The sequence below is a fragment of the Hominenteromicrobium mulieris genome (assembly GCF_046197855.1).
GTDB lineage: Bacteria > Bacillota > Clostridia > Oscillospirales > Acutalibacteraceae > Hominenteromicrobium > Hominenteromicrobium mulieris.
Genome location: NZ_CP173188.1, coordinates 99,434 through 114,391, shown reverse-complemented (window position 1 = coordinate 114,391; position 14,958 = coordinate 99,434). Strand labels below are relative to the sequence as shown.

Sequence of the window (14,958 nt, the reverse complement as noted above, 5' to 3'; positions counted from 1 at the left end):
CGGGCGGGGCCGCCCTTATTCCTCCAGCAGCTTGGCGACAACCACCATCCGCCCGTTGGTTCGGGAATACTCGCAGGTGGAAAGGGTAATGAGCTGGTCGCCGTATTCCGCAGTCACGCCCGTGTCATAGAGCGCCAGTTCCTTGCACTTGGCAATAAACTCGTCAAAATCTTCTTCCTGTTCGGCCCGGACGAAGTGGTAATACTTGAAGCCTTGCTCTGAGTAGGCCACCGTCTTAAATGCGGCGATTACCTCATACTCGCCAAAGCTGTCCAGCGTATCAAAATGAATGGTCTTGTGGTCCTGGTAGAAATCCTCACTCTCGTACTTGCACAGATCGGAGAACATACTGCCGTTGTTCATGTGATGGCCGTACAGCATCAGATTGTCGGAAATGCCGACGTCGCAGTTTTCCTGCATATAGGGCACCCCATAGCTGCTGTACGACTTATCAAAAGCGTGCTTCAGATAGAAGTTGGGGTTATCCTTGGTCTGCATGACGGGATAATCAATCCGGGTGCCGGGAATAGAAATCCAGCCCACCAAATCGCTGTTCTTGGCGTACACATCCGCATACTTTTCAAAAGCCGTGAGTTCTTCCGGCTCCTGGGCCGGGTCATCGGCCAGCTCCAGCGCGGGCAACTCCACATCTTCCTTGACCAGCCCGGCCACCTCGTCAAAGGCTTCGGCGCTTTGCTTTTGGTCCAGATATTCGCGGGCCAACATAGCCCCGGAGAAAAGGAACAGGGCGGCACAAAAGGCCGCCCCAGCGATCATCAGTCTGCTTTTCACTTTGTCACTCATATTTCACCCTCCTGTACTTATCGTGCCTGTTCCTTGCTGGCCGCTTGGCGGCGCTGCCCGGCCTGGGCCGATCTCAACCCCTGCAGTTCGGTTTTCACCGATGAGCGCCCGCCATTGATTCGCTCCACCGTGAGCGCCATGTCGCGTTCCATTTCCGAAAACACCTTGCCGCAAGACAGCACAAAGCTCCGCAGCTTGGCAAGCACACCCTTATCCGCAGATAATTCCTTGCTTTCCTGGGGTTCCTTTCCCGTAAGGGCAAGCCCGGCGTTTTTGATGTGGCCACCCGCCTGGTGCAATTCTTCCCGCATGGAGTCCAGTCTCACAGCGAGTTGCCCCATGCTTTTTTCCGAATGGGCAAAGCCCCGTCCCATCCGGGAAAGAACTGAGGGGATGTGCAGGGCCTGGGCCGCATGGCACAGGGCAGAGCGCCCTTTTTCCCGGAAGGTCTGCACCATCTGCTTTGCAGATGAAATGAGGTTTTCCTTTGCCGTGGAAACCATCACTTTGGTCTGGCGGACTTTACCCTCCACAGTGTCCGCAAGCTGGGAGCACCGTGCGCGGATTCCCTTGTCGTGGAGCTTGCCCACCTCCAGGCGCATTTCCTTCATTTCGTCCATCATCTGGGACAGCTTTTCTTCCATACCGTCGATATAGCCCACCAGGGCCTGTACTTCTTCCTTCTGCTTTTGAAGCCCGCTCTGTTCCAGAACGGAAATCAGGTCTATGATCTGCGGGTGGTCCCGCAACGTAAGAGCCGGTTCAGCCATTGTTCATTCCTCCATTCTCAAACGTATCATCGCGCCGGTTCCGCCTGCTTTCTTACAGGGGGCAGCTCCCGGCAGTATTTCGGGTAACGGATTTTCACGCCTTCCATAAAGTAGGGGGCGAACTCGCAGCAGAACAAATCCTCCGGGGAATAGGCGTTGCTGTGCTCCGGGTCGGTATAGCCGTTCCAGAGATTAAAAGCAAGGCGGCACACCCGGACGGTGCCGCTGGTCTGCCAGCCGCCGTGCATACCATCCGGCTCGATACAGTCCTGCTTGAAGTCAAACATCTGGCGGATGTTTGACCGCGTTTCCGGGGCAATCCCCATCACATAGAAAAAGGCCCGGTGGTAACAGTCGTTCCTCCGAGCCTCGCTCATCATATCCAAAAAGAAATCCCGGTGTTCCGGGGACGCAAAGCGAAGATTGCTCATACCGGCACCTCCTCGCCGCCGAATACGCCTTCACCGGGCTTGGTCGTCATCAGGGCATAGAGCTTGGTGTCACGGGGGAATCGGTTGATGAACGGCACCAGGGCGCTGCCATACCGGATGAGGCCGCAGCCAGCGTCCGCATTGGTGACATAGCTCATCTGCTCGTTGGAGATATTGAGGAGCTTCGCCAGCTTTGCCCGGTCGGACGCCGCCTGGTTCAGCATGACGATAAACTCCGAGTTAGAGAGCATGGTGCTGGCCTGGACGGAATCCAAAAGGTACTCCACGTTCTGGGTGATAGCAGTCGGGTAGGCCCCACGCTTTCTAAACTGCCTCCATGCGGAATTAAAGAAAATGCCGCTTTGCTCATTCTCAAACATCACATGGAACTCGTCGATGAACACATGGGTGCGCTTGCCCCGTTTCCAGTTGAGGGTGACGCGGTTGAGGATCGTATCGGTGATGACCAGGGAACCGGCAGGCTTTAGCTGCTCGCCCAGGCCGTGGATGTCGAACACCACATAGGGCTTGTTCAAATCCACCGTGCTTTCCCGGCCAAAGATGTCCAGGGAACCGGTGGTGTAAAGCTCCAGGGAAAGGGCGATCTCCCTGGCCTTATCCTCCGGCTGCTCCAGCAGTTTTTGACGCAGGTCGCAGAGGGTAGCCACCCTCCCGGCATTCTCCGCCTCCGGGTACACCAGGGCGGTGCAGCGGTCGATGATGGATTTATGCTGCGGCCCCACGCCGCGCTTGTCGATCTGCTCGATGAGGGACATGACAAACTGGCTCTTTTCCACGATGGGGTTTTGCTCACCGTAGCCCTCCACCATATACATGGCGTTGAGGCGGTCCTTGCCGCCTGCCACCAGATGGGCCACCGTCGCTTTCTCCCGGCCCAGGGCTTTGACGAGTGCGCCAAATTCTCCCTCCGGGTCACAGATCAGGATGTCGTCATTTGCGTAATCTGGGTGGAGCATAAGAAACGCGATCAGCTCCTTGGCGCTGAAGGACTTGCCCGCGCCGGGGACGCCCAGCAGGAAGGCCGACTGGTTCAAAAGGTTCGCCTTGTTGCACATGATGAGGTTGTGGGAAATGGCGTTCTCTCCAAAGTAAATGCCGCCCTTATCCTGGATCTCCTGGACCTTGAAGGGGATGAATACGGCCAGGGATTCCGTGGTGAGGGTACGGAAGGCGTTGATTTTCCGCACCCCGATGGGCAGGGCGGTGTTCAGGCCATCAAGCTGCTGGAACTTGAGCACCGCAAGCTGGCACATGTGCTTTCGCGCCACGGAAAGCACCGCTTCGGTATCGCTGTCAAGCTGCTCCTTGGTGTCGGCGGTGATGGCCAGGGTCATCACCGCGAACATCATCCTCTGGTCGCGGGTGGTGAGGTCATCCAAAAACTCCTTGCTTTCCTTGCGCTGCAATTCCATATCGTAGGGGACCACAGCAGAGAAGTTGTTGTTGGCGTTCTGGCGGCGCTGCCAGTTGGTGATGTTGGTTTCCACACCCAGCAGGCGGTTTTCCACCTCCCGCACGGCCTCATCCGTGGGAACCGGCACAATGTCGATGGAGAACATCAGATTTCGGTTGAAATCGGTAAGCTCCGTCACCATGTTATCCTTAATATAAGAGGCGTAGTCTTTGAGGAACAGCACCCGGCAGAACTTGCCGCCCAGCTTCAGATAGTCGCTCTTTTTTTCGATCCCGTCCGGGCAGATATAGTCCTTGAAGCTGTGGCCCCGCTTCATCATCTCACGGGCATTGAAAACAAACTCGGATTCCTCGCCTTGGCGGTAGAAGTCGTGCAGGATACGCAGGCGCTCGGTGGCGTCCAGCTCCACGCACTTGGAGCCAAGGGCCGCAAAGTGGGAAATCAGGTCGGCTCCCACACGAGAAAAATAGGCGCGGGCCTCCTCAATATCCTTCTTCACCACGGAGATGGTGATATACTTTTCCTGCATAATGCCGTTGGCTCCGGTGGCTTTATCCAGCAGCATTTGGTTATATTCCCCCCGGTACTCATCCCGGAAATCCCCCTGCATGGGCATGAGGATGGACGTTTCAAAGTTGGCCTGATTCATACGGCGGTTATTGATGGTGATTTTCGTCACCGCACCGGAATCCAGGGAATTGAGCAGCTCCGAATAGGTGAGGAACATGGATTCCTTGTCCTCGCGGCTGGCCACCAGATAGTTGATGTCGCTGAATTTATAGGTTTTGGAGAACTTGTTCCCCACAAGGAAGATGCCGTCCGGCCAGATACGGCGGACGGGGATCACATCCTGCACCTTCCGGGGGACGGTGTAACGCTCCTTTTCCTGCTTGGACATGGTTTTGATGGTCTTAATCATGCTTGGCCTCCTTCCGTTTGCTAAAGTGTTTCGGCTCCTTCCGGCGCTTCTTGCCGGGCCGCCCGGTTTGCAGCTCCTCGATGGTATCTTTCAGGGCCGCATAGTAGTAGTTGCTGTCCTCGAACTTAAACTCCTTCGGCTCCAGCATTTCCGAGCGCAGCCACGCCCAGATAAATTGTTCCGCCGTCATACCGTGATAGGTGATGAACCCCAGCATGGCAAAGGGGGCCGCCCCCAAAATGCACATCCAGGACAGGGTTTCCACCCCAAAGTAGGGGCGCAGGATAAAGTAAAGGCCCACGGCCACGCTGCAGGCGAGGACAGAAAAGATGAACTGCCGCATACTCAGCCCGAAAAACATGGATTCGGTGTAGTTGCGGATTTCCCGGTTGATCTTGACTTCCAAAATATCACCTCACAATCACATCGCCGGTTTCCAGGTAAACAATGCTGCTCTTGGGTATATAGGCAAAGCCCAGCAGCCGGTCGCCCACGGTAAAAATCTCGTCTGGGGCTGCTTTGGAGAAGTGCCCACAATTCCCTTTTCAGCGGGCAGGTCGTAATCCTCCACCATTGGGATGGCGGTTCCATCAATCAAGTGCAGCACATAGGTTTGATAACGCATTTATTTTCCTCCTTTTTTACAGGCCCATCATCTCGCGCACCACGCGGTCGGCCATTTTCACCGCGCCCACGAGGACAAGCATATTAAAGACCAGCTCCCCGATATAGCTCCACACCTGGGTGACTGCCGCCGCATTGGGGTCAATAGCAGGCGGGGCCGCCGCGAACAGGGAAAAGATGATACAGGCCAGCACAATGATGGCCCCTTCCAGACACACGGCGGCATAGCTCTTGATAAAACTCTTGCCCACGTTTTGGGTCGGTTCCCCGGCGAAGGTGGACAGGGGCACCGGCGCGATGGCCGTGTATAAATAGAGCTTAAAAAACCGCCCGTAGACGGTCATTATCATAATGAAAGACAATATCGTGATAAACAGCCCGCCAATGAGCGTCACCGCCCAGAGGGGGATACTCTCGAAAAAGCCGCAGCTTTCCACCGCCGTGACAATCTCCTGGGGGAGAACCGTCTGCTGCGCGGTTCCAAAGCCCGCCGCGTTCATTATTGTTGAAACGAGGCCCTGGACGATATTAAAGAGGGCCATCATCAGCTCCAGCCCATAGGTCACGACACCTTTGGCAATGGCGAACCGGATAAACAGCTTTAAGGCGTGCTCCGGTTTCTTTACCTCGGCAAAGCTGCCGCAGGTACGCATGACGCCCACTACAAAGAACAGCACCAAAAGCGCAAGGCCAATGGCCCGCACCGCGTCGTGGATGTTGACAATGACGCCCCAGATGGAGCCACCCTTAAACTGTTCCGGGCTTTGGGTGATGAGCTGCCAGATCTCGGACAGGTACTTGTTCCAGGTGTCGAGGGCATTTTGCAAATTTTGAACAACCCAGTTATCGGACATTCAACAACCTCCTTTCCGGCAACGGTAAGGGGCAGGCCGCCATGGGCCTGCCCCCACACTGCCGTTATTAGAATCAGCCGGTAATCAGGGTCAAAATCTCCTTCGCAAACGTAATCACAACACCGCCGGCCAAGGTGAGAAAGCCGTTAGCCCTCTGGCTGGGGTCATGGCTTTTCAGAGAAAGGCCGATCTGCACGACGCCGAAGCCCAGCAGGATCATACCCACGGCGCGGATCAGGCCGAAGATGAAATCACTGAGGTTGTTGATAACAGTCAACGGGTCGCTGGCGGCAAAGGCCGTAGTGGTGCAGCAGCACAGCATGAGCACCAGGGCTGCATAAACAGCAAAGGCGCTCCGGCTCTTTTTTCCCATGGGCAGGCTGCGGGTTTCTTTCTTCTGCTTGCTTTCCTTATGAAACAGTTTCATTTTTGGTGTCCTCCTTAAATTGAAAGATATTCTCCATGTCCTCATCGGACAGAAGTTCGTAAAGGGTTTCCGGCTCCTGGATATTGGCAAGGTCGCCGGGGGTGAGGCGGCCAATGGTCATATCCGCCACGGCGTTTTCAGTGCCGCCGTGGGAATAGACAGGCGCGCCGCCATCGGTGGTGTACTTGATGTTGGGATGTTTCAAAAGGTCATACTTTTCATCCATCAGCGGCGCTTCGCCACGGATAAAGAGCAGGGCCAGGTTATTGTCCAGCATACGGACCTCATCGGGCGTCATCAGCTCCCGGCCCGTGATCTGGTTGTTGGTGGAGTAGCTGCCGGAATGCCCGGTGCTCTTGCCGTAGGTGTCCAGCCAGAGGGTGCTTTTCCCCAGGTAGTTCTCAGAGATCAGCTTGTGAGTGGACGTTTCATTGCCGCCCAGGTACAAAAATTCATCACAGTTGCCGATGATGGATTCCCATTGCTTTTCAAACAGCGCCTTGAGCTGGGCAATGTTCTGAATGATGATGGAAACGCTGATATTCCGGGAGCGCATGGTGGCCAGCAGCTTGTCGAAATCATCCGGCAAGCTCACGTTGGCGAACTCATCCATGAGAAAATGCACCGGTACGGGCAGGCTACCGCCGTGTACCCGGTCGGCAGAATAAAAAAGTTCCTGGAAAGTGCTGGCATACAGCAAACTTACCAAGAAATTGAAGCTGGCGTCGTTGTCCGGGATGAGGGCAAAGAGTGCCACTTTTTTCTCGCCCAGGCTGGAAAGGTCCAGTTCATCCGTGGCGGTAAGAGCCGCCACCGAAGAAAGATTGAATTTTTCCAGGCGGGACGCCAAGGTGATTTGGATGGATTTCAGCGTTTTGGCAGAGCCGGAACGGTAATCCTTGTAATACTTCACAGCGATGTGATCCGGGGAGCGCATTTCCAGCCGGTCAAACAGTTCGTCAAGCGGCGATTGGTAGGAATCATCATCCTCCCGCACCTCCCCGGCTCGGAGCATCTCCATAATCATGGGGAAATTCTTCTCATCCTCCGGCGCTTCGTACCACAGATAAAACACCAGCGCCATGAGGAGCATACTGGCCGCAGTATCCCAGAAAGGGTCGTTGGACTGGCTCCCTTTCGGAGTGGTGGCTTTGAAAAGGTTCGTCACCATCTTCTGCACATCGTTGTCGGATTTCAGATAGGCAAAGGGATTGTAGCAATGGCTTTTCTCCATGTTCAGAAGGTCCACCACCTTGATCTCATAGCCCATCTGTTCCAACAGGCCGCCGCAGTCACGAAGCAGTTCCCCCTTACAGTCCAAAATAAAAAGGGACGTATTGCATTGGCAGATGTTCACTTTGGCGTAGAACCGACTTTTTCCCGCACCACTGCCGCCCACCACCAAAGTGTTGAGGTTGCGGCGGTGCTTCCGGCCATCCAGCCCCATGCGGACGTGCTGGGTAAAAATGCGGTTTTTGAACGGATCCTTGTCCCGGTATTCCTTATTCACGGCCCGCGGATCGCCCCATTTGGCGGAACCGTGTTCTTCACCTCGTCTGTAATTGCGCCGGGAAGAAAGATAAATGCCAATGCCCAGCCCATAGGCGGCAATAAAAATGAGGACAGTTTTTACACTGTCCTCACACCACACGATTTTGAATGGATTGTTCATTGCCGCAGGCAGGGCGCTGACGATCTCCGAAAGTCCCCCGGAAATGGCAGGCGCAATCAGCAGGGCGAACCAGATCACCGGGACCAGCCCCAGGGCATAGAGCCAGGGGCCGCCCGCCTTATTATCTGGCTTCATCCCGGCGCTTCGCTTTCTTGTCTTTTTGGGCTGGGGCGTCAATGGTTTTCAGCAGAACGTCCTCCACCGGGCCGGGGTCACGCTGTTCCTCCAGCATATCGTTGCGCAGTTCGTTGAGGGCGCGAATCATGATCCCATGCTCATAGCTGTCCAGGGTGAGGACGACTTTTTCCTGTTTTTCCATGGGTCTACTCCTCCTTTACCGTTCCTGTTCCTTCTGCTTGCTGTCGCGGGTGAGGCCCATAGCCCTGGCCATACGGCCATTGAGGGATTTGAACGTATCCCGCATATCGGTGAGGGCAGCAGGAATATCCTCCCTGGGGACCTGCCCCTGAAACACGCCGTCCAGTTTGGAAATCTCATACTCTTTGGCGTCCACGCCATACCGCTTGCAGAGCATATAGCTGACAGCATAGGCTTTGTAGCCATCTGTCTCTCTGGAATAGCCGTCCATGCTTTGGGCAAGCTGCACGTTGGCAACCTCCAGAGAAACACAGCGGAAGATGTCCGGCGCGTCCATGCCCTTTTTCACCAGGATGGCGTTCTGCTCTGCAGAAAACATGGCCCCACGGCCCTGTGGCAGTTCCTCCACGGCCCGGATGGGCACCGGGGAACTGGCAATCAGGCCCTTTAAGAGCAGACGGTCATCGTAGCGCACCTGGGGCTGAACCTGATCCCGCGCCGTAGTCTGGGAAATATCATAGACTTCCTTGGCGTAAAAGTTCTGGCCCACGCTGCCATCCTCACGCCGGTATGCCTTGCCCGGCTCCAGAATGATGATGGGCAAACGCTTCTCATCCTCCAAAATCTCGATCCCCTGGGCGTGCCACTCCTTGTAGCCGCCTACACGCACCGCGTCGGGGCATTTATCCCCAATCAGAAGTGCATTGCGAGCAGAGTGGAAGGGAAAACGGCTCTGCACATCCAGATATGCCTCCATACTGCCCGTACCCTCGGAGAACTCTCCAAAAATCCGGTCCAAGGTGGCATAGGCTTCTTTTCGCTGTTTTTCCTCCCGGATCTGCCACCACTGGCGCTTGGGGCGCTCTTTCTGGCTTTCCTGCTTTTGCGGCGCGGCCTCCGCCTGGGGCTGCTGTTCAAACAGATCGTCAAAATTATTCATCACAGATTACCTCTCTTTCGATTTGGGCTTCTTTTTGGGTTTGGGCGGCTGGTGCCGGGTTGTTTTCTGAGCCGCCTTCTTCTGGGGTGCAGCCGGCTCCTCGGCCCTGGCAGCCTCCGCCTCCTTCTTCCGCTGGGCCTGGATGTCCCGCAGCTCCTGCCGGACGGAAGGCTTCTCGGCTCCATCAGAAGTACCCCTTGCGGACTTGCTGCTGCTCTCGGAGATAGGCTCGGACGGAGGGGATTTTTCCGCCGCTGGGGCAAAAGGGGCGTTCTTCTCCGCTGCCGGATTTTCCGGCTGGGCTTTTTCTTTCTGGGTGGGCTTTTCCATCAGCTCATCCAAAAGCTGGTCGTCCACACTCTTTTCCGGCATGGCCTGCTCCGGCGCGGCGGGTTCGCTGCCGCGCTGTTCGCGGGATTTCTCAATATCCTCCTTGATCGAAGCCGTATCCACAACGGTGAGCTTGAACTTCTCCACGATCCGGTTGGCTCTGGCAGCGTCATCCTCGAACACCAGAATGTCGATGGTGTCGTCGCCTTTCTTCACCGGGATGGGCGCATAAAGAATCCCGTACCCCTTGGCTTGCTTGGCAAACTCCGGGCAATCCTCCTTCTTGATGGTGTAAACCTTTAAGGGGCGCTTCTCCCGCAGCATGGCTTCAATGCGGGCTTTGCCCTTGGTCTTTTTCTGGTCTTTCAGAACCGTGTAAAGGGCGGCGGCCAGATTTTTAGCAGCAGAACCGGTGATTTTGAGGGCAAATTCAGCGCCCTCCAGGCTCATCCGTACCACTTGCTCCGCCGCGTCGCCTGAGTTATACATCAAAAATCATCTCCTTCCTGGGGGAGCCGCCCGGCCCTGCTCCGGCTCCTGGCGGGCTTTCTCATCCCTGCCGGAGACTTCCTCACGGGCGGCCTGTATCTTATCCTTGATGGAAGTGGAGCGCAGGGCAATATCCCCGCACAGCTTCACCTCCCGGCGCAGCTCCTTGATCTGCGCAGATAGTTTGGAGATCTCAGCCCGGATATACTCCTGCCTGGCAGGGTCGGCCAGCACTGCCTTGGTGCGAAGTTTCCGGTACAGGCTTTTCCGCTGTTCCGTCAGGCCGGCAAACTGAGATTTCACATCGGACCGATAGGCGTTAAGCTGCTCCAGGGTGTCAATGCGGTGGCGGGAAAGAAGGCAGGCTTCATCGGTAAGCTCCTGCGCCCGGATCAAATCCTCCCGCAGTGCATGAGGCACCCGCCTGGGCGGGCGGTTCTGCTTTTGGGGGAATACCCCCAGCAGATAGCAGTAGTGGAAGTAGAGGGCGCGGAACCCCGTCACCTTTTTGGCCTGTTTCAAATCCCCGTGTAGCCTGCACCGAAACGGCTCCGGCCTGTGTTCCCGCTGGGGGCGGCGCTGGGCTAAAATCCGCCTGCGGATGTTCTCCATCGAGTAGTCCTCGCCAAAGTTACGCATGAGCTTGCGTCCACGGGGGTAATTCGGCGGGCGGACCGTAATATCCTTGCCCACCTTGACGTCATAGCCCATCTGCCGCAGATGATAAAAAAACTGCCGTTCCGTCATAGACTGGCGGATGGCAGTATCCACATCGGCTTTGATGAGGGAGAGATAGGTGGGGCGGCCTTCCTGCTCGGCCCGCCATTCCCCGTAGTGCTTGGATTTTCCCCGCTGGGGGTTCTCAATGACAGAAAGCCCATACTCGCGGCACAGCCGGTCGGATTCCCGCTGCATATCGAAATAATCCTGCTCGGTACGATGGTACTTGATGCCGTCCACGAAGGAAACCGTGTTCACTACAAAATGATTGTGCAGATGATTTTCCCTGTCCAGATGGGTAGCCACCAGCACCTGGTATTTTTCACCCCACAGCTTTTTTGCCAGGGCAAGGCCGATCTCATGGGCCAGCTCCGGCGTGGCCTCGCCGGGGGCAAAGCTCTGATAGCCGTGGTAGGCCACAGTCCCGCCCTCCTTTCCGAAACGCTTTTTTACCGCTATCATCTCATCGCGGGCCGTAGAGGGGCTGCAATTCACCCCGGAAACAAACTGCCGCATGACCGTTTCGCCTTCGCTTTCCACCGTCTTGCCTGTTTTTTGCTGCTGGACGGCATACTCGATCACATCGGATAGGCCCTGGGCCTCCTTGCCATCCATATCCTGCTTTTCAAAGAAATCAGGATTTTCGGTCTTATCTGGATTCTCGATATAGATGAGAACCTTGCCCAGCCAGCCGTTCACCCGCCAGATAGACGTGGTAGCCACGTCACACCGCGCTCCGCTTGCCGCTTTTGCCGCAAGCGTCAAAAGGCTCACCGCTTCGCGGGTGCTCCTTCTCCCCACGAAGCAGGCTTCGCGGGGACCCCTTCGTGTCCATAGCGCGGGGAAGGATCACCGCTTTGGTGATGTCCCGGACGAGCTGGTCGAATTTTCGCATTTCCTCATCATAGCGGCGCTCATCAATGACGCCCAGCACATGGGCTTTCTGGGCGATCTGGTTGAGGTTGCCGCCAATCCGGTGAAGCTCCCGCATAAAGTCGTAGTAGGCGGGCGGCGGCGCGTCCTGGGGAACCAGGCCGTTCACCAGATGGCGCAGGTACGCCTCACGGGAAAGGCCGCTGCGCTTTACTTTTTTGTTGAAGGCTTCCGCCTCTTTTTTGTCCAGCCAAAACTGTACGTGTACGTTGCGTTTTCTCATTCTTCCGAATCCTCCTTTCTGCCTATGCGGTTGATTTGAAGCAGGCACATAATCAGCACGCCGACCACACCGCCCAGCAGAAATCCAATGGCGAAAAACAATCCTTCCATGAAAACCTCCATCCTTTCAAAAGGGGTATTAGGGGGCGTTCCCCCTAACAAGCGGCCTTTGTGGTATCACAAAGGCGATGCTTGCTGGTACAGCTACATTCCATTCCCCTGCGGGGAATCCGGGACAGGCGAAAAAAGAACTCATCGCTCGCCCCGGTCACGGAAATACCGCTTGGCATGGAACTCCACGCCGGTAAAATGGCTGGCGTCCAGAACGACTTCGCCGCGTTTCCATTGGTCCCTGGCAAACTGCTCGGCCTCCTCCCGGCTGTTTGCCGCCACCTTCATTTTCACCTCCAGCGTTTCCCGGATGGTAACATCATAATGGTTCATCACTCACGCTCCTCTCTAAAAATGGGCAGCAAAAAAGAGCGTCCATTTTCAGAACGCTCTCCAAAAAAGAGATTCGTTTTTACCGCGCCTTCTCCTGTTTCAGATGACGGGTGGGGATTGCCAGCAGCTTACGCACCCGGCTCTCCAAATGCTTCTCAATGGCCTGCAAATGTTCTTCCGGCAGGCCCAGGCTTTCGTGGCGCTTGAACCGGAACCCGATCATGCGGCGAAGCTGCTCTTTCTGCTTTGGCCCCATGACCTCTGCACACACTTCCTCATAGGAGATGTTGTAGGGGTTAGAACGGGTTTTTGCATACTCGTCCAGATTCGCATAATCTTCCTTACCGGCATAGCAGAACAGGGACAGCCCATTGTCAAAAATGGGGGCGGGCGCAATAATGTTGCCGCTGTGGTTATCCCGCAGGACGCCAAAGTTTCCAAAGTGGCGGTCCTCATTGTAAATCAGAGCGTCAAACACCAGCATACTGCGGATTTGCTCGGAAAACTCCGGCCCCAGCTTGTCGTAGTAGGCAAGGCAGGCGGCAATGCCCCCGGTTCGGACAATGCGCCCGATGGGGATATAGGCTGTGTCGATGTTGGTAAACAGGGCGCACTTAGAGGCGGTAATGCCTTTCCAATTCTCCAGGTCATAATGCACGGCGTTCAGACGCATGGTTTCCGCAATCTGCGAAGCATAATACTCGCAGTACGGCTCCCGGCCCGCATTGGACGCGCCGGTCGTGCCGCCCTTGTAGAGATAAATCCCATCGTGCTCCACATATCGCCACGCCTTGGGCAGCATACCGCCTGTGGTCAGCTCCGGGGATGTGGTAAACGCCTGCCTGCTCCCGCCTGCGCCGGTATAGGCCACCAGCGCCAGTATCTCGGAAAAGCGATTTTCGTAAAGATTGTATTGGGAGAATCCCCCCTCAAATCCTTCCGGCACCACCCAATAGCTGTCGTTGAGCGACAGCCCCTTGCACACGTCGATGATTCCCTTGGTGTCGTTGTGGCTGAGGCCAAGGGTTTTCAAAATCTCGTCCACAAAGGCGCGGTTTTTGGGGATAACCCGCCGCTCCAGCCAATGAATGACGCCCTCGCCGGTGCGCTCCATATCCAAAGGCAGCAAATGGGCCTGCTCCTCGTTGGTGTATAAGATTTCAGCCACAAGGCCGGACAAGCCCTGCTTTTCCATGGAAAAGCGCATTAGCTCCGTATCATAAATGCGGAGACTGTAAACATTACTCATAGGCTCCTCCTTGTCGTTCAGTTCCAGTGAAACATCCTTTCCCAGCGCCGAGGCGATTTTTAAGATCATATCAAGCGTGGGGTTCTGTGTCCCACTTTCCAGGCGGTTAATGCCGGAACGCTGGATTCCCAGCCGCCTTGCCAGTTCTGCCTGGGAAATGCCCTGCTCCAGACGGGCCTCCACAAGCTGGGATATGATTTTCTGCCGTTTGCGCAGTTCATCCATACTCTCACCTCACTGCTTTAATGTTAACATATATGATAACAATTTGCAAGAGGGAGAATCTGTCGAAGCTGCAAAACTGGCAACTCACCGCTCCGGCTCTTTGCTGTGGCTGCCCCGAATGGGAATCCCCAGCCGGTGGCACAGAAAATCATTCACATCCTTTCCACGGGGCGGCGGTTTGTTCTCCACACGGTAGCCCTCCGGCATGACAGCCATGATTGCCTTGGCCGCCAGCCGGCCAGCCGTGTCATTGTCCAAATGGAGATAGACGGTTTTCACATGGGGGTGGTCATCCAAAAATCGGGTGAGGGCCACCGGCAGCTTGCTTTCCTCCATCTTTTTCTTCGGCTGGTACACCCCGGCCAGGGACAGCAGATTGTGCCGCCGCCAGTCAATCCCGTCCAGCTTGCAGAGAGTGGCATAGGACATCACATCAATGGCGCACTCGCACAGATGGACTGCCGGATTTTCCACGCAAGCGGGCAGGGCGAAGGAAAAGTGCTTATCACTGCCGCTTAAATCCCCGTGGAACCGGGCTTCACTGATTCCCCGCAGGCAGCCGAACCGCGCCTTGCCATCCTTGTCGAAGCCCACAAAAACCACGTTGCTGTGGCCCTTGTTCCGGCTCTCATAAATCCGCCCGGTCTGAACGCAGTAGTCCAAAATCTCCTGGTCAATGCCCCGGCCTTTGAGATAGGCCATCATCGCCCGATTATCCGGGGCGGCCTGGGGCAGAAGCAGGTGCTTGGGCTTTTCCTCCTTCGGCGCTGGCACAAAGGAAGGCGGCGGGATGGCAGCCCTTCCGGAGATAGTTTCCATGGCCTCCAAAAAGGAATAGCCGTTGACCTTGATGAGATAGTCCAGCGCACTGTAACCGCCAATCCCGCGGGAAAACCAGCACCATTTGCCGTTGGAAATCCGCAGGCTGTCATGGGTCCTAGTGCAGTAGACGTTGCCGGACACATGGACCAGCTCCTGGGGTTCGCAGGTTTGCAGGTAGGTGAGCAGGTCCACCTGCCTTGCCCGTTCGATGGCTTCTGAATCGTAAAAAGGCATAAAAAAATACAGCCCCCTTCACATAGCCATAGATTAGCCGCCCCATGTGGGGTAGCTGACTATGTAAAAGGGGCTGTACTCTTTTCAGATATGGAA

At 55.9% G+C, this 14,958-nt stretch carries 18 protein-coding genes; all 18 read right to left on the bottom strand.

The genetic code is table 11. The annotated features are described in order from the left end of the window. Window positions 1-15: 15 nt before the first annotated feature. Window positions 16-804 carry a class B sortase gene (srtB, locus tag ACI0CA_RS00525; protein ID WP_015535510.1) on the bottom strand — a complete coding sequence of 263 codons (789 nt, stop codon included), beginning with the start codon at window positions 802-804 and terminating at the stop codon, window positions 16-18. 17 nt (window positions 805-821) lie between these two features. Then, entirely contained in the window at window positions 822-1,574 is a 753-nt protein-coding gene (locus ACI0CA_RS00520; protein ID WP_105205004.1) for a DUF6674 family protein, read from the bottom strand. A 26-nt stretch (window positions 1,575-1,600) separates the two neighbouring features. Continuing rightward, on the bottom strand, window positions 1,601-2,005 hold the full coding sequence (locus ACI0CA_RS00515) for a DUF6075 family protein (protein ID WP_081459202.1): 405 nt from the start codon (window positions 2,003-2,005) through the stop codon (window positions 1,601-1,603). Further along, window positions 2,002-4,359 (bottom strand): VirB4-like conjugal transfer ATPase, CD1110 family, encoded by a 2,358-nt coding sequence (locus ACI0CA_RS00510; RefSeq protein WP_081459203.1) that lies wholly within the window; start codon window positions 4,357-4,359, stop codon window positions 2,002-2,004. The genes ACI0CA_RS00515 and ACI0CA_RS00510 overlap by 4 nt, the downstream gene beginning before the upstream one ends. Then, the gene (locus tag ACI0CA_RS00505; RefSeq protein WP_055271109.1) at window positions 4,352-4,765 is read right to left on the bottom strand and encodes a PrgI family protein; all 414 of its coding nucleotides are present in this window, start codon (window positions 4,763-4,765) and stop codon (window positions 4,352-4,354) included. The genes ACI0CA_RS00510 and ACI0CA_RS00505 overlap by 8 nt, the downstream gene beginning before the upstream one ends. Before the next feature lie 15 nt (window positions 4,766-4,780). Next, entirely contained in the window at window positions 4,781-4,984 is a 204-nt protein-coding gene (locus tag ACI0CA_RS00500; RefSeq protein ID WP_055271107.1) for a hypothetical protein, read from the bottom strand. A gap of 16 nt (window positions 4,985-5,000) precedes the next feature. Then, on the bottom strand, window positions 5,001-5,837 hold the full coding sequence (locus ACI0CA_RS00495) for a hypothetical protein (RefSeq protein ID WP_015535513.1): 837 nt from the start codon (window positions 5,835-5,837) through the stop codon (window positions 5,001-5,003). Between the two features lie 73 nt (window positions 5,838-5,910). After that, window positions 5,911-6,264 carry a hypothetical protein gene (locus ACI0CA_RS00490; protein ID WP_015535514.1) on the bottom strand — a complete coding sequence of 118 codons (354 nt, stop codon included), beginning with the start codon at window positions 6,262-6,264 and terminating at the stop codon, window positions 5,911-5,913. Then, complete coding sequence (locus tag ACI0CA_RS00485; RefSeq protein WP_446806637.1) at window positions 6,248-8,071, bottom strand: VirD4-like conjugal transfer protein, CD1115 family; 1,824 nt, start codon at window positions 8,069-8,071, stop codon at window positions 6,248-6,250. Before ACI0CA_RS00485 ends, ACI0CA_RS00490 begins: the two co-directional genes overlap by 17 nt. Continuing rightward, on the bottom strand, window positions 8,058-8,255 hold the full coding sequence (locus tag ACI0CA_RS00480; RefSeq protein WP_015535516.1) for a hypothetical protein: 198 nt from the start codon (window positions 8,253-8,255) through the stop codon (window positions 8,058-8,060). The genes ACI0CA_RS00485 and ACI0CA_RS00480 overlap by 14 nt, the downstream gene beginning before the upstream one ends. A 15-nt stretch (window positions 8,256-8,270) precedes the next feature. Beyond that, the gene (locus tag ACI0CA_RS00475) at window positions 8,271-9,194 is read right to left on the bottom strand and encodes a hypothetical protein (protein WP_015535517.1); all 924 of its coding nucleotides are present in this window, start codon (window positions 9,192-9,194) and stop codon (window positions 8,271-8,273) included. Between the two features lie 6 nt (window positions 9,195-9,200). After that, window positions 9,201-10,013, bottom strand: coding sequence for a PcfB family protein (locus tag ACI0CA_RS00470; RefSeq protein WP_015535518.1), 813 nt, complete (start codon window positions 10,011-10,013; stop codon window positions 9,201-9,203). 6 nt (window positions 10,014-10,019) lie between these two features. Further along, window positions 10,020-11,456 carry a relaxase/mobilization nuclease domain-containing protein gene (locus tag ACI0CA_RS00465; protein ID WP_395506985.1) on the bottom strand — a complete coding sequence of 479 codons (1,437 nt, stop codon included), beginning with the start codon at window positions 11,454-11,456 and terminating at the stop codon, window positions 10,020-10,022. A 1-nt stretch (window position 11,457) separates the two neighbouring features. Beyond that, window positions 11,458-11,889, bottom strand: a complete 432-nt coding sequence (locus ACI0CA_RS00460) for a plasmid mobilization protein (protein WP_015535519.1) — start codon at window positions 11,887-11,889, stop codon at window positions 11,458-11,460. After that, a complete protein-coding gene (locus ACI0CA_RS00455) occupies window positions 11,886-11,999 on the bottom strand; it encodes a DUF3789 domain-containing protein (protein ID WP_015535520.1) in 114 nt (37 codons plus the stop codon). The genes ACI0CA_RS00460 and ACI0CA_RS00455 overlap by 4 nt, the downstream gene beginning before the upstream one ends. Before the next feature lie 141 nt (window positions 12,000-12,140). Beyond that, on the bottom strand, window positions 12,141-12,332 hold the full coding sequence (locus tag ACI0CA_RS00450; RefSeq protein ID WP_015535521.1) for a DpnD/PcfM family protein: 192 nt from the start codon (window positions 12,330-12,332) through the stop codon (window positions 12,141-12,143). Between the two features lie 79 nt (window positions 12,333-12,411). Continuing rightward, window positions 12,412-13,806 carry a helix-turn-helix domain-containing protein gene (locus ACI0CA_RS00445; RefSeq protein ID WP_015535522.1) on the bottom strand — a complete coding sequence of 465 codons (1,395 nt, stop codon included), beginning with the start codon at window positions 13,804-13,806 and terminating at the stop codon, window positions 12,412-12,414. Between the two features lie 84 nt (window positions 13,807-13,890). Then, window positions 13,891-14,862, bottom strand: coding sequence for a toprim domain-containing protein (locus tag ACI0CA_RS00440; RefSeq protein ID WP_446806638.1), 972 nt, complete (start codon window positions 14,860-14,862; stop codon window positions 13,891-13,893). Window positions 14,863-14,958 lie beyond the last annotated feature (96 nt).